17 protein-coding genes are annotated in these 17,463 nt (G+C 75.0%); 11 read left to right on the forward strand and 6 right to left on the reverse strand.

Annotated elements, in window-relative coordinates; all coding sequences use genetic code 11:
- Positions 1-416: type VII secretion protein EccB (locus tag KS423_RS17150; RefSeq protein WP_224280200.1), on the reverse strand; the 416-nt coding region annotated here is incomplete at its 3' end.
- A 175-nt stretch (positions 417-591) separates the two neighbouring features.
- On the opposite strand from KS423_RS17150, the gene KS423_RS17155 reads away from it, so the two are divergent.
- From KS423_RS17155 to KS423_RS17190, 8 genes are all read left to right on the forward strand, one after another.
- Positions 592-1,275: a DUF6308 family protein gene (locus KS423_RS17155; protein WP_224280202.1), complete on the forward strand. Its 684-nt coding sequence runs from the start codon at positions 592-594 to the stop codon at positions 1,273-1,275.
- A 99-nt stretch (positions 1,276-1,374) separates the two neighbouring features.
- Positions 1,375-2,907: an NAD(P)/FAD-dependent oxidoreductase gene (locus KS423_RS17160; RefSeq protein ID WP_224280228.1), complete on the forward strand. Its 1,533-nt coding sequence runs from the start codon at positions 1,375-1,377 to the stop codon at positions 2,905-2,907.
- Positions 2,904-4,262, forward strand: a complete 1,359-nt coding sequence (locus KS423_RS17165) for a glutamate-cysteine ligase family protein (protein ID WP_224280203.1) — start codon at positions 2,904-2,906, stop codon at positions 4,260-4,262. Before KS423_RS17160 ends, KS423_RS17165 begins: the two co-directional genes overlap by 4 nt.
- Before the next feature lie 152 nt (positions 4,263-4,414).
- Complete coding sequence (locus tag KS423_RS17170; RefSeq protein WP_224280205.1) at positions 4,415-4,657, forward strand: hypothetical protein; 243 nt, start codon at positions 4,415-4,417, stop codon at positions 4,655-4,657.
- A 139-nt stretch (positions 4,658-4,796) separates the two neighbouring features.
- Positions 4,797-6,002, forward strand: coding sequence for an MFS transporter (locus tag KS423_RS17175; RefSeq protein ID WP_224280207.1), 1,206 nt, complete (start codon positions 4,797-4,799; stop codon positions 6,000-6,002).
- A gap of 116 nt (positions 6,003-6,118) precedes the next feature.
- Positions 6,119-6,841 (forward strand): class I SAM-dependent methyltransferase, encoded by a 723-nt coding sequence (locus KS423_RS17180; RefSeq protein WP_224280209.1) that lies wholly within the window; start codon positions 6,119-6,121, stop codon positions 6,839-6,841.
- Positions 6,842-7,330: 489 nt separating this feature from the next.
- Positions 7,331-8,653: an MFS transporter gene (locus KS423_RS17185; protein WP_224280211.1), complete on the forward strand. Its 1,323-nt coding sequence runs from the start codon at positions 7,331-7,333 to the stop codon at positions 8,651-8,653.
- Positions 8,654-8,740: 87 nt separating this feature from the next.
- Positions 8,741-9,844 carry an NAD(+)/NADH kinase gene (locus KS423_RS17190; protein ID WP_224280213.1) on the forward strand — a complete coding sequence of 368 codons (1,104 nt, stop codon included), beginning with the start codon at positions 8,741-8,743 and terminating at the stop codon, positions 9,842-9,844.
- Positions 9,845-9,905: 61 nt separating this feature from the next.
- On the opposite strand, the gene KS423_RS17195 is transcribed toward KS423_RS17190, so the two are convergent.
- Genes KS423_RS17195 through KS423_RS17205 form a run of 3 tightly spaced genes read right to left on the reverse strand, consistent with a single transcriptional unit; the run spans position 9,906 to position 12,079 of the window.
- A complete protein-coding gene (locus KS423_RS17195) occupies positions 9,906-10,307 on the reverse strand; it encodes a pyridoxamine 5'-phosphate oxidase family protein (protein ID WP_224280214.1) in 402 nt (133 codons plus the stop codon).
- 60 nt (positions 10,308-10,367) lie between these two features.
- Positions 10,368-10,997: an MBL fold metallo-hydrolase gene (locus tag KS423_RS17200; RefSeq protein ID WP_224280216.1), complete on the reverse strand. Its 630-nt coding sequence runs from the start codon at positions 10,995-10,997 to the stop codon at positions 10,368-10,370.
- Positions 10,994-12,079 (reverse strand): S-(hydroxymethyl)mycothiol dehydrogenase, encoded by a 1,086-nt coding sequence (locus tag KS423_RS17205; protein ID WP_224280218.1) that lies wholly within the window; start codon positions 12,077-12,079, stop codon positions 10,994-10,996. Before KS423_RS17205 ends, KS423_RS17200 begins: the two co-directional genes overlap by 4 nt.
- 642 nt (positions 12,080-12,721) lie before the next feature.
- On the opposite strand from KS423_RS17205, the gene KS423_RS17210 reads away from it, so the two are divergent.
- From KS423_RS17210 to KS423_RS17220, 3 genes are all read left to right on the forward strand, one after another.
- Positions 12,722-13,936, forward strand: coding sequence for a cytochrome P450 (locus KS423_RS17210; protein ID WP_224280219.1), 1,215 nt, complete (start codon positions 12,722-12,724; stop codon positions 13,934-13,936).
- Positions 13,933-14,190 carry a ferredoxin gene (locus KS423_RS17215; protein ID WP_224280221.1) on the forward strand — a complete coding sequence of 86 codons (258 nt, stop codon included), beginning with the start codon at positions 13,933-13,935 and terminating at the stop codon, positions 14,188-14,190. The genes KS423_RS17210 and KS423_RS17215 overlap by 4 nt, the downstream gene beginning before the upstream one ends.
- Before the next feature lie 210 nt (positions 14,191-14,400).
- The gene (locus tag KS423_RS17220; protein WP_224280223.1) at positions 14,401-15,615 is read left to right on the forward strand and encodes an MFS transporter; all 1,215 of its coding nucleotides are present in this window, start codon (positions 14,401-14,403) and stop codon (positions 15,613-15,615) included.
- A gap of 9 nt (positions 15,616-15,624) precedes the next feature.
- Here the strand turns inward: KS423_RS17220 and KS423_RS17225 are convergent, their stop codons facing one another.
- Together KS423_RS17225 and KS423_RS17230 are read right to left on the reverse strand one after the other, a co-directional pair.
- Positions 15,625-16,527 carry a LysR family transcriptional regulator gene (locus tag KS423_RS17225; RefSeq protein WP_224280224.1) on the reverse strand — a complete coding sequence of 301 codons (903 nt, stop codon included), beginning with the start codon at positions 16,525-16,527 and terminating at the stop codon, positions 15,625-15,627.
- A gap of 9 nt (positions 16,528-16,536) precedes the next feature.
- Positions 16,537-17,463 (reverse strand): aminoglycoside phosphotransferase family protein (locus KS423_RS17230; RefSeq protein ID WP_224280226.1); only part of this gene is annotated, 927 nt, incomplete at its 5' end.

Here is a 17,463-nt window from a genome sequence, read left to right on the forward strand (position 1 = left end):
GGCGGCAGCCCGTCCGGGGCGCCGACGATCCCGACCGGGGCGCCGCGCGGCGCGTCCGCGATCGAGGCCCGGCTCACCTGCCGCACCGTCATCTGCTCACCGGCCAGCAGCCTGGCGCTGGTGTCGTTCAGCACCGGATGCAGCTGCCCTCCGACGGACAGGTACCGGGCGCCGGTCTCCTCGACCACCACCAGCGTGCCCGGCTTGGCCCAGCCGTCGCCGCCGCCGGGCCGGATCACCCCGTACACCGCGACACCCAGCCCGATCAGCACCCCCACCGCCAGGCCCGTCATGGTGCCCCGGGTGGTCCGCCCGGTGGGGGTGTCCGGCGCGTCGGGCTCCGCCCGCAGCATGCCCGAGGCCAGCCTGCTCATCACGAACAGGTGCGCCTGCACCTGGTCGCGTCGGGACTGCATCCAGTTCCTCCCCGGTTCCTCACGGACGCGCCCGCTGCTCGCGGCCGCACCGCTGCGCGCGCCCACTACGGTCCTACGGCCCCCGGCACCGGCCCGGTTCACCACCCGGCACCGGACCGTCGGCCCCCTCCGCTCTGCCACACTGACCCCGGACGCACGGATCAAGGGGGCTCTCGTGACGGCACTGTGGATCCCGCCGGTGTACGAGGACCGGGAGACGTCGGTCCGCCTGCTGCGCGCGTACTTCACCGGGCGGCGGGCGAAGGGCGGCCCGGCCTACACGGGCGCCCACTTCGAGCGGCTCGCCGGCGGCGGCGACCGCCCGGAGACGGCGGACCGCTTCACCGCCGACGACCTGATCGCGATCACCATGCTGAGCGTCTCGGTCGAGCCGCACGGCGCCGTCGAGCTGCTCGCCGACCCCGACGGGCACTGGCGGCGTCTGCTGTCCGCGATCCCCCGCGACGCCCGGCTGGAGGACCCGGCCTGCGCCCCGCTGGTCGCCCCCGGCGGGCCGGCCACCGAGCTGTGGGAGCGGCTGGCGAACCCGCGCGGCACGTACCCGGGCAAGCCGGACGGGGTCGGCCCCGTGGTCGCCGGCAAACTGCCGGCCCGCAAGCGGCCGCACCTGATACCCGTCTACGACGTCCGGGTGAAGGCCCTGTTCCGACGGCCGCGGGTCGACACCACCTTCTGGTCCGCGCTGGCCGACGCCCTGCGCGCGGACGGCGGGGCGCTCCGCGCCCGGCTGGCCGGGCTCCGTACGGAGGCCGGGATCGGTGAGGACATCGGCGTGCTGCGGGTACTGGACGTCATCGCCTGGATGCACCGGGGCGAGACCGGGCAGGCGGCGGGCTGAGCCCGCGCCCGTCACCCGCATCGGCGCCGCGAAGTGGCATGGGCAGGATGCCTGCCCGAGGCTGGGGCGGGGGTCCCGCCTCGGATGGGTACGGTGCCGATGTTCGATACGAGCTTTGCGTTCCCGCGTTCGCTGGAGAAGCCGGTGGCCGGTGCCCGGGGCCGGGTGGCCGTGGTCGGGGCGGGCGTCGCCGGGCTGGTGTGCGCCTACGAGCTGCAGCGCCGCGGGTTCGACGTCGTCGTGTACGAGCGGGCGAACCGGCCGGGCGGGCGGGTGCGCACCCACCGTTTCTGGGACGGCACCCACGTGGACCTCGGCGCCATGCGCATCCCCGGCAACCACCACTGCGTGCTGCACTACGTCTCCCGGTTCCGGCTGGCGACCCGCCCGTTCGTCAACGCCAACCCGCGCGCCTACTACCACCTGCGCGGCCGGCGGGTCCGGGTGCAGGACGTGGCGGCGCTGTTCCCCGCGTACGACCTGCGCCCGACCGAGCGGCAGCCTCCGACCCCGGTGCTGGACCACCTGCTCGGCTCGGTGTGGCGCACCCTGACCGTGGAGCAGCAGCGGCGCACCCTGGAGGGCCACTGGGACGACCCGGCGCTGGAGCGGGCGGCCTCGGTGTCGCTGTGGCAGTTCGTCCACGAGCACCTGTCCCAGGACGCCTGGGACCTGGTCGGCCACGCCAGCGGCCTCGCCCACTACGAGCAGTCCTCGCTGCTGGAGGTGCTGGTCGACTACTTCGGCCTGTTCCACCGCGGCCAGGTCGAGCTGGTCGACGGGCTGGACGCGCTGATCCACGCCTTCGTCGGCTCGCTGCGCCCCGGCACGCTCCAGCTCTCCACCCAGGTCGACGAGCTGGCGCTGACCACGGACGGCGTCCGGCTCCGCGGCCGGCGGATCGGCGCCCGGCTGCAACAGGACGTCGACTACGTGGTGTGCTGCGTCCCGGCACCCGCGCTCGACCGGATCGCGCTCACCCCGGGCCTGCCGCACGCCCAGCGGCACGCCATCCGCGGCATCAGCTACGCGAGCAGCATCAAGACCGTCCTGCACCTCACCCGCCGCCGCTGGGAGCTGGAGGACGGCATCCACGGCGGCGGCAGCTTCACCGACCTGCCGATCCAGCAGTGCTGGTACCCCTCGGACAACGCGGTGCGGGCGAAGGCCGGGGTCAACGGCGGCTCCGGCCCGCACTGGACGGTGCGCGACCCGCTGCGCTCGGCCGAACCGACGGCCCTGCTCGGCGCGTACCTGTGGGGCGCCAACGCCCGCCGCTTCGCCGCGCTGGAACCGGCCGACCGGGACGCGCTGGTGCTGCAGTGCCTGGAACGGCTCCACCCGGGTATCACCGGGGACGTGGACGACATCGTGCACTGCAACTGGGACGTGCAGACCGGCATGGGCGGCGGCGCCTTCGCCCATCTGACACCCGGCGAGCACACCCGCTACCTGAGCGTGCTCGGCTCCCCGTTCCCGGCGGAACAGCCGCGGATCTTCTTCGCCGGCGAGCACCTGTCCGGCGCCCACGCCTGGTGCCAGGGCGCGGCGCAGTCCGCCCTCGGCACGGTGAGCGCGCTGCTCGACCGGGCCGGGCACCCCCGGGTCGCCACCCGGGTGGGGGCGGTGTGACGCAGGGCGAGGCGGGCCCGGCCCTCGGCCGGGCCGAACTGCTGGCCCCGTTCCGGCCCGGCCGCTGCGAACTGGTCGGCATCGAGGTCGAGTGCGGCCTGGTCGACCCGGCCACCGGGCTGGCCGCCCGCTACTTCGGCGAGCGCGGCGTGCTGGCCGTCCTGGAGGCGGTGCTGGCCAGGTGGGGCGGCGAGCGGCAGGAGGACGCCGGGCGGCTGACCGGGGTACGGCTCCCGGACGGCAGCCAGATCACCCTGGAGCACGGCGGCCAGCTGGAGTACTCCTCGACGCCCGTCCCGTCCGTGGCCAAGGCGGTGGACGACATGCGTGCCGCCCTGGATCAACTCGCCGAGCTGGTCGGCCGGTTCGGCCTCGCCCTGCTGCCCGGCGCCAACCTGCCGTTCGACCGGCTCGCCGACATGCAGTGGGTGCCGATGAGCCGGGGCGCCATCATGCGGGACTACTTCGCCGGGCTGGGCGAGCCGGGCAGCCGCGCCCGGTACGTGATGGCGCTGTCGCTGTCCACCCAGGTCACCCTGGACTACCTCTCCCCCGCCGACTTCACGCAGAAGCTGCGGATGCAGATGGCCGCCGCCCCGGTGGTCTCCGCCCTGCTCGTCAACTCGCCGCTCCAGGAGGGCGGTTCGTCCAGCGGGCTGCTGTCCCACCGCTGCTGGGCCTGGCTGCGGATGGACCCGCGCCGGGGCGGGGTGCTGCCGCCCGCGCTGCGCCCCGACGTCACCGTCGAGCAGGTCGCCGACTGGGCGCTCGGCATCCCGCTGATCCACTACCGCACCCCGGACGGCCGCTACCACCCCGCGCCCGACCGCACCTTCGCCGAACTCCTGCGGCACGGCTACCCGGACGGCTCACGGCCCACCCCGGTGCACTGGGCCGCCCACCTCAACCAGCTCTGGACCAACACCCGGGTCCGCAACACCCTGGAGCTGCGCGCCTCGGACGGGCCACCGTACCCGTTCATCCCGGCCGTCCCCGCCCTCTGGGCCGGGCTCAGCTACCACCCCGAATCCCGCTCCGCCGCCTGGGAGCTGCTCGGCCGCTACACCCTGCACGACCACCGGGCCGCGCTCGCCGAGCTGCCCGCCCTCGGGCTCGCCACCCGCCTCGGCGGCGACCCGGTCCGCCCGCTGGCCGCCGAACTGCTGCGGCTGGCCCGGGCCGGCCTCGCCGCCCGGATCGCGGCCGGCCTCGAACCGCCGCACGTGCTCGGGTACCTGGACCCGCTGGAGGAGATCCTCGCCACCGGACGGACCTTCGCCGAGCAGTGCCGGGAACGCTGGCACGGCGACCTGCGCCGCGACCCGGCCCGCTACGTCGCCGCGTACCGGGTCTGAGGCCGCCGGGACACGCGGGCACCACCACCGCGTCAGCAGTTCGTCAACGGCGTGTCAGCAGCCCGTCAATCCGGGCCCCGGCGCCCGGGAAGCGGCGGAAGCTGGACGGACCACGCCTGCAGAACCCGCAGGTCGCCCCGGAGGTGAGCCGCATGTCCGTCCTCGCTGCGTTCCATTCCGTCGGCCCGGACGTGCGCCGCCACGGCCACGGCCTACGCGCCGCCGTGACGCAGGTCCTGGACCGCCTGACCGCCAGCCCGCTCGACAACACCGTGCTCGGCGCCATGGGCACGCCCCGTCCGACCGGTCCGCGCGCCCACCGGCACCCCGTGCCCCGACCGGACGGCGCCACTCCCCCCGAAGTCACCGGTGACCGGAGGCCTCGCGCCCGGTGATCTCCGGCCGGGAGCCGGGCCCGTCCGTCCCGGCGCGGGCGGGGCACCACGCGGGCGGGGCACCGCGGCACGGCCATTCGGCGCAGCGCTCCCCCACGCGGCACGGCCCCGGTCCGCAGTGCGCGCCTATGGTGGGCGAATGACCGATCGTCGGACCGCCCGGCCCGGTGGTGTCGCCCGGGTGGGCCACCTCGTCGCCGCCGCCGCTTTCGCCGTCTGCATGGCGGGCACCACGCTGCCCACCCCGCTCTACGGGCTGTACCAGGAGAAGCTCGGCTTCTCCGAGCTGACGGTGACGGTCGTGTTCGCGGTGTACGCCTTCGGCGTCATCAGCGTGCTGCTGCTGATCGGCAACGTCTCCGACGCTGTCGGACGCCGGCCTGTGCTGCTCTGCGGCCTGGGCTGCTCAGCCGCCAGCGCCGTGGTCTTCCTGGCCGCGGACAGCGTCGCCCTGCTCTGCCTGGGCCGCCTGCTGTCCGGGCTGTCGGCGGGCCTGTTCACCGGCACCGCCACGGCGTACGTACTGGAGCTCGCGCCGCCCGGGCGCCGGGCCCGCGCGGGCTTCGTCGCGACCGCCGCCAACATCGGCGGGCTCGGCTGCGGACCACTGCTGTCGGGCCTGCTGTCGCAGTACGCGCCGTACCCACTGATCCTGCCGTTCGCCGTGCACCTGGGGCTGCTCGCGGCCTCGTTCGGGCTCACCCTGCTGCTGCCGGAGACGGTCGCCGGGGCCCGCCCGCTGCGCACCGCCCGGCCCAACCGGCCGACCCTGCCACCGGAGGTCCGACGGGTGTTCGTGCCGGCCGGGATCGCCGCCTTCGCCGGATTCTCTCTGCTGGGCCTGTTCACCTCGGTCAGCCCCGCCTTCCTCGCCGTCGACCTGGGCGTCCACAACCGTGCGGTGGTCGGGCTGGTCGTCTTCACGGTCTTCTTCGCCTCCACCCTCGGCCAGCTCCTGGTGCCCCGGCTCGGCACCGCTCGGGCGATCCCGCTGGGCTGCCTGGTGCTGATCGCCGGGCTGGCCCTGCTGGCCGCCTCGCTCGCCCGGGAGACCGTCCTGCCGCTGGTGCTCAGCGCCCTGGTGGGCGGCGCCGGCCAGGGCATGGGCCTGCGCGGCGCGGTGGGCGAGGTCGCCGCCGCCGCTCCCGCCGAGCACCGCGGCGGCGCCCTCTCGTCGCTGTTCGTGGTCGCCTACTTCGGCATCTCGATCCCGGTCATCGGGGTGGGCCTGCTCGCCGGACGGCTCGGTCTGACCGACGCGGGCCTGGCCTTCGCCGCCTGCATGGCCGTGCTCGCCGCCGCCTCCGGCGCCTACCTGCTGCGCCAGGCGCGCGCCGGGACCTGACCGTCGCGCGCCACCCGCGCGCGCCCGCCGGGTCCCGCCGGTACGCGCTTGCCGTCCGGTCCGGGTACCGGTAGACACGACCCAGACGCCCCGCGTGACATCCGGAGGTCCCCGCCATGAGCGTGACGAGTCGGTACCGGGACGCCTGGGAGGGCTTCTGGCGCGACGCGCCCGAGGAACCGGGCTCGGTGATCTGGGATGCGGAGCCGGCCCTCAGCGCCGAACGCCACCTCACGCTGTTCCGCCCCCACCTTGCCGACCCCGCACTGCCCGTCGTCGATCTCGGCTGCGGCAATGGCACCCAGACCCGCTTCCTCGCCGAACACTTCCCGCTCGTCCTCGGGGTCGACCTGTCCACCGCCGCACTGGACCTCGCCCGGCGCGGCGACCCGGCCGGGCGGGCCGCGTTCACCCGCTTGGACGCCACCGAGGCCGAGGCCGTCCGGGCGCTCCACCACCGCCTCGGCGACGCCAACGTGTACGTGCGCGGGGTGATCCACCAGAGTGAGCCGGCCGACCGTCAACGGGTGGTCGAAGCCGTTCGCACCCTGCTCGGGGCCCGCGGCCGGGCTTTCGTGTTCGAGCTCGCCGAGGCGGCCAAGGACGTGCTCGACGACCTCGTCCGCGGCCCGGCCGGCCCGCCCCCGAAGCTGCGCCCGGTGTTCTCCCACGGGCTCGCCCCCGCCGGGGTCGCCGACGCGGCCTTCCCCGAGCTGTTCCGTGCGGCCGGCCTCGTCGTCCTCGCCACCGGCGAACTGCCGCTGGCCACCACGGAGTCCGCTCCCGACGGCGCCCGGATCGACCTGCCCGCGCACTGGCTGGTCGCCGGACCGGCCTGAGCCCGGGCGGTGCTGCCTGCGCCGGAACGTCGCCGCGAGCCCCGTCAGCCGGTGCGCCGCCCCCGCGACCGATACGCTGCGCGCACACGGTAGGTGCCGTGAAAGCCGTGTGTGCACATGAACTTGACCCTATGTCAGCTTTCGGCCATCCTCCGCGCCGACCCGAACCCTCCGGGGCCGCCCGCTCCGACGGCCCGGCCGTCGGTGATCTCCGCTGGTCACCCGTGGAACACCCGGCGCACCCGGCGCACCCGGAAAGATCGTTCACCACCGGGATCTTGGCGCATTTGTGGGGCCGGAGCGACGAAGGCGTTCGAACGATCGGGCCCGCCGTGTTTTGCTTCCCTGCACGTGACACCGGTCGGCGCGGCAGCAACGGGGTGTCCGTCCCGGCGTCCGAGGGCCTCGTGCTCGTCACCCCGGGCTGGGCGGTGACGCTGCCTCCACGCATCCGCCACCGGACCGTGCCCGACACAGGAGTCTGAATACATGGGATCTTCCACGGCCGAGGAGTCGCCCGTACCCGCGGGGTCCGGCCCGCCCGCGACGCCGCCCCCGGCCCCGGAATCCGTACCGCTGCGCCGGCACCGTCCGCTGCTGCTGCTCGTCACGGAGCAGATGACGAGCTCGGTGGGACGGCAGGTCACCGCGCTGGCGCTGCCGCTGCTGGCCATCGCCCATCTGCACGCCGGGCCACTGGGCGCCTCCGCGCTGATGGCGATGACCTACCTGCCCGGCGTCCTGCTCAGTCCGCTGATCGGCGTCGCCGTCGACCGGGCCCGGTTGCGGCGGATGCTGGTCTCGGTGTCCTGGCTGCAGGTCCCCGCCATCGGCAGCGTGCCGCTCGCGGCCGCGCTGGACGGCCTGACCTGGCCGCACCTGTTCGCCGCGGCCGCAGCCTCGGGGGCGCTGAGCTCCGCCCAGGGCATCGCGCTGCAGTCCTGCCTGCCCCGTGTGGTGCCCGCGGAACGCCTGCTGCCGGCCAACTCCTCGCTCACCGGCGCCCGGACCATCGGCCTGATCGGCGGACCGGCGCTCGGCGGCATCCTGATCGCTGTGATCGACCCGGCCCCGGCGCTGCTGGTCGAGTGCGCCGCCTACCTCGCCGGCGGGGCGCTGTTCCTCGCGCTGCCGGCCTCGCTGAACCGGTCCGCGCACGAGGCGGGCGGCGGCGCGCGGTCCCGCATCGAGGCGCTGAAGGAGGGCCTCGCGGTCATCCGGCGCGAGACCCTGCTGCGCCGCCAGGCCCTGGCCGCGGCCGGGCTCAACCTCGGCGGCGGGGCCGGCGGCGGTCTGTTCGTCCTGTACGCCGACCGGGAGCTGGAGCTGCCCCCGTGGCAGCTCGGCGCGGTCTACGCCGCGTACGCCGTCGGCATGGGCACCGGTGTGCTGGTCGCGACCTCCGTCACCCGGGCGTTGGGCATGGCCCGGGCCATCCGGCTGTGCGCCGTGGGCGCGGGGGCCGCCCTGTTCCTCATCCCGGCGGCCTCGCTGGGACTGGCCTTCCCGGTCCTGGTCCTGTACCAGCTGCTGTTCGGGCTGCTGGCCACCGTGTGGTCGATCGCCATGACCACCGGGCGCCAGCTCGTCACCCCCGCCCACCTGCTGGGCCGCGTCAACGCCTTCCTCCAGGCCGTGCTGACCGCCACCCTGCCGGTCGGTGCCTTCGCCGGCGGGTGGCTCGCCTCCCGGGTCGGCATCGTGCCGGTACTGGTCGGGGCGGCGGCCGTCGCCCTGGCGGGCGCGAGCAGCCTCTGGTTCCCGCGGGACGTGCTCGCCGGGATCGAGCGGGCGGCGGAGAGGACGGCCTGACGTCCGGGGCGCCGACGAGTCGCCGGGCCTCCCACCCCGAGCGCATCCTGGAGGGGAACCACATCCCCTCACCAGGGAGGAAGCCCGATGGCGGTCCGGCGCGTGGGTCTCGTGGTGCACAAGGGACGCCCCGAGGCGGTGGCGGCCTCGGAACTGGTCCGCGCCTGGTGCGCGGACCACCGGGTCCAGTGCACCGAGATCGACGTGTGGAGCACGGGTGTACAACGGCGCAGCGCCCGCGAGGAGATGGCCGCGGCCGGGGACCCGGACCTCATCGTCGCGCTGGGCGGTGACGGTACCTTCCTGCGCGGCGCCCGCCTGGCGGCGCACAACGACTCCCTTCTGCTGGGCATCGACTTCGGGCACCTCGGGTTCCTCACCGAGGTGCCCGCCCGGGACGTGCTCCAGGCGCTGGACGCCGTCCAGGAGTCCCGTACGACCGTGGAGGAGCGGATGCTGCTCACCATGCGCGCCTCCAGACCGCTCTCGCCGCCCGAGGAGCTCGGTCCGCTGCGGCCGGACGGCCGGCGACCGTCGCTGCCCACGCCGCAGGTGCGTCCCGGCTGCGAGGCCGGCGGGGGCTGGGGGGTGGCGCTCGACGTGCTCGGGCTGAACGACGTCGTCGTGGAGAAGTTCGACCGGGACGGCCGGGTCGCCGCCGCGGTCTACTTCGCCGGGAGACTGCTCGCCAGCTACGCCGGCGACGCGCTGCTGGTGGCGACCCCGACGGGCTCCACCGCGTACAGCTTCGCCGCGGGCGGGCCGGTGGTCTCGCCCCGGGCGGAGGTCCTCGTCTTCACGCCCGTCGCGGCGCACATGGTCTTCATGCGCTCGGTGCTCGCCGCACCGGACGAGCCGATCGCCATCCGGCTGCTGCCGGACTCGGGGAACGCGGCGGTCAGCGTGGACGGCCAGCTCCGCGGTGTGCTGGAGCCCTGCGACTGGGTCGGCGTCTACGCCGCGCCGACCCGGCTGCGGGCGGTGCGCCTGGGGCCGACCGACTTCTACGGCCGCCTGCGCCGGCGGATGCGGCTGACCGACGCGCCCGCCACCTCCTCCGACGGCGAGGCGCCCTCGACCTGGCCGCTGACCGCGCCGCCGCCGCACGACCTGGAACACCTGAACCTGCCCACGCTGCAGCCGGGCAGACGCCTTCCCTCCGTGGTCCGCCAGGCCGACGGCGAGGCCTGACCGGCTCCGTGCGGAACGGGCGTTCCCGGGGTGAGAACGACCGTTCCGGGAGCGGGCGTTCTCAGGCCCGTCCGAGGACCCGGTCGACGGCGATCTCGATGACCACCCGGTCCGGGTTGGCCCGCGGCTCGCGGTAGCGCTCGGCGTAGCGGCGCTCCGCCTCGGCGACCTGCTCGGGCTCGTCACGGACGACCGCGACGCCCTCCAGGGTCGACCAGCGGGCCCGGTCCACCTGGCAGACCGCGACCCGCAGGCCCTCGGGCCCGGCCGCGGCGACGTTGCGGGCCTTGCGGCTGGTGCGGCTGGTGATCACCCGGGCGGTCCCCGTCTCCGGCTGGTACGTCACGCCGACCGGCACCACGTGCGGCGTGCCGTCCGGGCGGGTGGTGGTCAGCGTGGAGATGTGCCGCTCCCGCCAGAAGGCGAGGAAGGAGCCGTCGAGGTCGCGCGGGTCATGGGCCATGATCGCGATGGTACGGCCCCCGGGGAACGATCTTTCCCCGGGGGCCGTACGGGCAGGGCGTCAGTGCCCGCGCGCGATCCACTCCGGCAGGGCCGGGGCCTCGGCGCCGATGGTGGTCGGCTCGCCGTGGCCGGTGCGCACCACGGTCTCGGCCGGGAGCGTCAGAAGCCGCTCGCGGATCGAGTCGACGATGGTCGGGAAGTCCGAGAACGACCGGCCGGTGGCTCCCGGGCCGCCCTGGAACAGGGTGTCACCGGTGAAGACGGTGCCCAGCGCTGGCGCGTACAGGCAGACCGCGCCCGGCGCGTGGCCCGGGGTGTGCAGCACGGTCAGCTCGGTGCCGGCCACCTCGATCCGCTGACCGTCGGCCAGTTCGCCGTCCGGCAGCCGCTCGGGGTGGGTGAGCTTCCACAGCGGCAGGTCGTCGGGGTGCAGCAGGATCGGCGCACCGGTGCGGGCGGCGAGCGCCGGGGCCGCGTCGATGTGGTCGTTGTGCGCGTGGGTGGAGACGATCGCCAGCAGCCGGCGCCCGCCGAGCGCGGCCTCGATGGCCTCGGCGTCGTGCGCGGCGTCGATCACCACCGCCTCCTCGTCGTTCCCGACGATCCAGACGTTGTTCTCCACCTCCCAGCTGCCGCCGTCGAGTTCGAAGGTGCCGGCCGTCACCAGCCGGTCGACGCGCGCAGTCACAGGACCACCACCGAACGCAGGACGTCGCCCTGGTGCATGCGCTCGAAGGCCTGCTCCACGGCGTCGAGCTCGATGGTCTCGGTGACGAAGGCGCCGAGGTCCAGGCGGCCCTGGAGGTAGAGGTCGATCAGCATCGGGAAGTCCCGCGAGGGCAGGCAGTCGCCGTACCAGGAGGACTTCAGCGCGCCGCCGCGGCCGAAGACGTCGAGCAGCGGGAGCTCCAGCGTCATCTCCGGGGTCGGCACGCCGACCAGGACGACGGTGCCGGCCAGGTCGCGGGCGTAGAAGGCCTGCTTGTAGGTCTCCGGCCGGCCGACCGCCTCGACCACCACGTCCGCACCGTTGCCGCCGGTCAGCTCGCGGATCGCCTCGACCGGGTCGGTGGTGCGGGAGTTGACGGTGTGGGTGGCGCCCAGCCTGCGGGCGGTCTCCAGCTTGCGGTCGTCGATGTCCACCGCGATGATCTTCGCCGCGCCCGCCAGCCGGGAGCCCATCACGGCCGCGCCGCCGACGCCGCCGCAGCCGATCACCGCGACCGAGTCGCCCCGGCCGACGTTGCCGGTGTTGATCGCGGCGCCGAGGCCCGCCATCACGCCGCAGCCCAGCAGGCCGGCGACGGCCGGCTCGGCGGCCGGGTCCACCTTGGTGCACTGGCCGGCCGCGACCAGGGTCTTCTCGGCGAACGCGCCGATGCCCAGTGCCGGGGACAGCTCGGTGCCGTCCAGCAGCGTCATCTTCTGCTTGGCGTTGTGGGTGTTGAAGCAGTACTGCGGGCGGCCCCGCTTGCACGCGCGACACTGGCCGCACACCGCGCGCCAGTTGAGGACCACGAAGTCACCGGGCTCGACCTCGGTGACGCCCTCGCCGACCGACTCCACGATGCCCGCGGCCTCGTGGCCGAGCAGGAACGGGAACTCGTCGTTGATGCCGCCCTCCCGGTAGTGGAGGTCGGTGTGGCAGACGCCGCAAGCCTGGATCCGGACCACCGCCTCGCCCGGGCCCGGGTCCGGCACCACGATCGTGGTCACCTCCACGGGCGCGCCCTTGGCGCGCGCGATGACTGCCTTGACCTGCTGGGGCATCCGATTCCACCTCCGTCTGCCGATGCGGCTCTGCACCGGCGTGACCTGCGACAAACGACTGCAAGACGAACTGCCCACGAAGCGTATCGCCCGCCCGGCCGGACACCCGCGGAGCCTGCGGGGCGATCCGGTGTGACGCGGTGTGATACGGCTCACCGCACGTGCCGACGGCATGTCCGCCGCCGTCGCGACGGCTCACGAGTCCTCACGTGGCACTCGCCGGCCGGGTATCCGCCGAGGGCCCGGCGACAGCCCGGCGTGGCCGCGCCGACGGGGGCGCACAAGTGTCGCTGAGCGCCTGTCAGTGCGCCTCGAAGTGCCCGGAAAGCACCGGCGTTGGCTGGAACTGCCGCAGACGGGCGCCCCGGCACCCACGTACGGTCGTAGCTGAGACGGTCCACGCGACCACGCTCAGCACACTCGCCCCACCCGTCGGCGCACGACCACGCGCCGGCCCCGCCGGGCGCGTACCGACCGTGCGCCCCCGCACATTTCGCGCCACACCCCCGTAGGAGCCCGACCGAACCCCGGCCCGTGTCGAGCCGCCAGCCGGCCGCATCACCCGTCCCCCCGCACCATCCCCGGATTCACCCACCGTCGGGTCGCGCCCCGCGGCCCACCGCCCTGGAGTCTGGAGTACGGATGTCCACCGAGAACAGTGCGACCAGCGCCGGCACCGCCCCGCTCCCCCCGCTGCACTGCATGCGCCTGCTCGAACCCGGCCCGCCCCGCCTCGCCGCGCTGCCCACCGGCACGCCGGTCTGGCTGGTCAGCCGGCACGCCGACGTGCGACAGGTGCTGACCGACCCGAGGCTGGGCCGCGCCCCGCTCTACGCGCCGGACGCCCCGCCGGTCACGGTCACGCCCAACATCCTGGACGACCCTCAGAGCATGCTGAACATCGACGGCAGCGAGCACCAGCGGCTGCGCCGCACCGTGCAGCGGGCCTTCACCCCGCGCGCGATCGAACGGTGGCGGCCCTGGGTGGCCTCGGTGGTCGAGTCGCTGATCGACGAGCTGATCGACCACGGCTCCCCGGCCGACGTCATCGCCGGCTACTCCCGCCCGCTGCCGGTCGCGGTGATCAGCCGGCTGATGGGCCTGGACAACCTGGACAGCAAGCGGCTGGCGCACTGGAGCGACCACGCGCTCTCCACCACCGCCTACAGCGCCGAGGCGATCGTCACCGCGATGACCGAGTTCGCCGCCTTCGGCGCCGAGGTGATCGCCGAACGCCGGGCCGCCCCCGGCGAGGACCTGGTCAGCCGCCTGCTCGCGGCCGCCGCCGAGGACGGCTCGATCACCGAGGGCCAGCTGGTCGCGCTGGTCATCGGCCTCGTCGTCGCCGGCCACGAGACCACCATGACCAGCCTCGGCAACGCCCTGGTCTACCTGCTCCAGGACGGCCGCGAGGCCTGGCAGCGGCTCGCCTCCGACGAGACCAGCGCCGCTGCCGCGACCGAGCAGCTGCTGCGCGCCGTCCCGCTCGGCGACCGGCAGGAGCACATGCCCGGGCTGATGCGCCGCACCACCGAGGACGTCGAGATCGGCGGCGTGGTCATCCCGGCCGGCAGCGTGGTCGCCGCCGACGCGGCCGCCGCCAACCACGATCCGGAGGCCTTCACCGGTGACCTGCGCACCGAGTTGTTCGCCCCGCTGACCGCCCCCACCCTCACTTTCGGCGCCGGGCCGCACCACTGCCTGGGCGCCTGGCTGGCCCGGATGGAGCTGGAGCTCGCCCTGTACCGGCTGGCCCGCCGGCTGCCCGCCCTGCGGCTGGCCGACCCGGTCGAGCAGATCGACTGGCGGCGCGGCCTGCTCACCCGCAGCCCGAACGCCCTGCGGGTGGCCTGGTGACGGGCCGCGCGGACACCGAGCCGGTGGTCGTCCGGGTCGACCGGACCCGCTGCATCGGCTCCGGGATGTGCGCCCTCAGCGCCCCCGACTCGCTGGCCCTCGGCGCCGACGGGCTGGCCGCACCGCTGGCCGAGTACGCGGACGGCGGCGCGGCGCTGACGGACGGGCTGAGCGAGGCAGTGGACTTCTGCCCGGTCGAGGCGCTCAGCCTCCACTCGGCCCGAGGCGGCTACCGGATCGCCCCCGCGGAGTGAGTCCGCCCCGGTGGTGCCCGCCGCGGTCGTCGCGCCGGGCACCACCGGCGCCTTCCCGGCGAACCGGCCGGTCGAACAGCCGGTCGGTCGACGAACCGTTCGATCGAAGAACCGTTCGGTCGAAGAACCGGGTGATCGATGAGCCCGGCTAATCGGTCGATGAGGTTATCGATCTTGTTCGGCTCTTCCGCCGGCTGGTGAGCTGACCGCATGACAAACGCCGAACCCCTCGCGTCACCGGCCGCCTCACCCACCGCCCACCGCTGGTCCCCGGTCCTCGCCGTCGCACTCGCCACCTTCACCGTGGTGTCCTCCGAGATGATGCCGGTCGGCCTGCTCACCCCGATGTCCCACAGCCTCGGGATCACCGACGGGGTCACCGGCCTCTCCCTCACCATCACCGGCCTGATCGCCGCCGTCCTCTCCCCCTTCGCCCCGCTGCTCGTCGGCCTGCGCGACCGCCGGACCGTCCTGGTCGCCTTCATGCTGCTGCTCGGCCTGGCCAACGCGGTGACCGCGCTGGCGCCGGACTTCGCCGTCCTGGCCGCCGGCCGCGTCCTGCTCGGCGCCGCCATGGGCATCGTCTGGGGCCTCGCCGCGAGCATCGGCCCGCGCCTCGCCGACGGCCCGCGCATCGCGCTCGCCATGACGCTGATCTTCTCCGGCGTCTCCATCGCCTCGGTCCTCGGCGTCCCGCTGGGTACCTACCTGGCCGCGCTGCTCGACTGGCGCGCCGCGTTCTGGGCGCTCGCCCTGCTCGGCGCCGCCTCCGCCGCCGTGCTCGCCGCCACCCTGCCCACGCTGCCCGTGCACGAGCGCGGACGGCTCGGCGGACTGGCCGGCGCCCTGCGCCACCGGGGCATCGCCACCGGGATCGCGATCACCGCCTTCGTCGTGCTCGGCCACTTCGCCGGCTACACCTACGTCCGCCCGGTCCTCGAAGCCGACGCGGGCCTGAGCAGCGGCGTGATCGCCGCCTGCCTGCTGGTGTACGGACTCGCGGGCATCGCCGGGAACTTCACCCTCGGCCCGCTGTCCGGGCACCGCCCGAGGACCGCCGTCGCCCTCGCCCTCGCCGGCGTCACCCTGGCCGCCGCCCTGCTCACCCACGCCACCGGCGTCGTCACCGTCCTGCTCGTCCTGATCGTCTGGGGAGCCTCGTACGGCGGTGTGTCGGTCTCCACGCAGACGTGGGTCCGCACCGCCGACCCGGCCCGGATGGAGGCCTCGGCAGCGGTCTGGGCGGGCGTGTTCAACGCGAGCATCGCGCTCGGCTCCTTCACCGGCGGACTGGTCGTCGACCGGGCCGGGAACCACGCCGTCCTGCTCACGGCGGCCGGCCTGGCGGCCGTCGGGCTGCTGCTCACCCTGCTCTCCCGGCCGCACGCCCGGCGGCTGGACCGGCGGCTCGACCAGCCGGTGTAGCCCGCCGGCTCAGTCGACGTGCCCGGCCAGCAGCTCGACGAACCCGGCCGCCAGCCGGTGCGGCCGCCGCTCGTTGCGGACCACCTCCAGCGTGGTCGGCTCCAGCCCGGGCACCGGCAGGAAGCGGATGTCCGGCCGCTGGACGTACGCCGTGCTGCGCTCACACAGCAGCAGCCCCTGACGGGTGCCGGCCACCATCGACAGCCCCTCCTGGATGGTGGCCGCACCCGCCGAGTAAGCCAGCTCCCGCCCGCACGGCGTCCGCCGGGGCGCGTTCGCCTCGCGCCAGTACTCGGGCGCCGGGCCGCGCGGCTCGATCAGCGGCAGCACGGCCAGCTCGTCGGCGGCCACCCCGTCCGCCCCGCCGAGGCGCTGCGCGGCGGAGACCGCCACGGACACCGGCTGACGGGAGAACTCCATCAGCACCTCCAGCCCCGGCTCCCGGCACGGGGCGAGCACGATCGCCAGGTCGACCTCGCCCCGGGCGAGGAGCGAGAACGGGTCCGCCCACGGCAGCTCGACCAGCTGCACCGTGCCCTCCGGCAGGCCCGCGACCACCCGGGCGACCGGCTCGTACACCGCGCACTGGAATCCCAGCCGCAGCGGCCGGGCGGTGGCGGCGCCGGCCCGGGCGGCGTCGTAGCCCTCCCGGAGCCGCTCGAAGGCAGGCACCACCTGCTCGGCCAGTGCCCGCCCCAGCTCGGTCAACTCGACCCGGCGGCTGGTCCGTTGGAACACCGGAGCGCCGACCCGGCTCTCCAGGCGCTTGATCAGCTGGGAGACCCTCCCCTGCGAGACGCCGAGCCGCTGCGCCGTCCGCCCGAAATGCAGCTGGTGGACGAGGACGGAGAAGCACTCCAGCTCCTGCAGCGGCAGCTCGGGCAGGACGGGGGCCGGCGTCGGTCGTTCCACCACGGCAGTCTACGCCGGGCCACCGGCCGCTCCGCAGGCCAGAAGGGCGCGCAGCTCGGCGGCCGGATCGCCCTCGTGGTACGGGCGTTCACTCGGCTCGATGTGGTCCAGGAACTCCTGGTACCGAAGGGCGTAGGACAGGTGGTAGAGCGGCTCGGCGAGTTCGAGGGCGCGCCGCGGGTCGGCGCCGGGGGCATGGCGCTGCCAGGCCTGCGTCCAGACCCGGGCGTGGTGCTGCCAGGCCTCCTCGCTGAGGTAGGCGCGCGGGCGCAGCCCGTCCAGGGCGGGGTGGCCGAGGCAGGAGTCGGCGTAGTCGACGACCACCGTGCTCACGCCGTCGGAGCGCCAGTTGCCGGGGTGGAAGTCGCCGTGCAGCAGCGTCTCCGGCAGGCCGCAGGCGGCCAGCCGGTCCAGCAGCCCCGGCAGGCCGGCGGCGAAGCCGCCCAGGCGGTCCAGTTCCTCGGGCGTCAGATCGGTCTCCTCGGCGAACCGGTCCAGCAGGGCCGTCAGTTGGGCCGCCAGGGCGCGGGGGGTGCGGTCGCGCAGGCCGGCCAGGTCGGCCGGGCGGTCGGCCAGCGCGGCCTGGGCGGCGACGACCCGGGGGACGACGTCGGCGACCGTCCCGGCGGACGGGCCCCAGCAGTCCTCGCCGGGGACGTGGTCGAGCAGCAGCCGCCCACCGGAGGGGTCGGCGGCGAGGACGGTCGGGACGAGCCCGGGGTCGACGCTGCCGAGCAGTGCGATGACCTCGCCCTCGTGGGCGTTGAACGCGGGCGTCGTGGTCTTCAGCCAGGCGTCGACGCCGGTGGCGGTGGGGAGGCGGAAGAGGCCGGAGAGGTTCCAGGTCCGGATCTGCCGCGCGGGTGCGGCCGGCGGGCGGCCCACGGCGGCGAGCTCCGCCTCCGCCCAGGTCAGCGCCCCCCGCAGGCCTTCGGG

Origin of the sequence: Streptomyces sp. LS1784, from assembly GCF_020103755.1 — a bacterium.
GTDB lineage: Bacteria > Actinomycetota > Actinomycetes > Streptomycetales > Streptomycetaceae > Kitasatospora.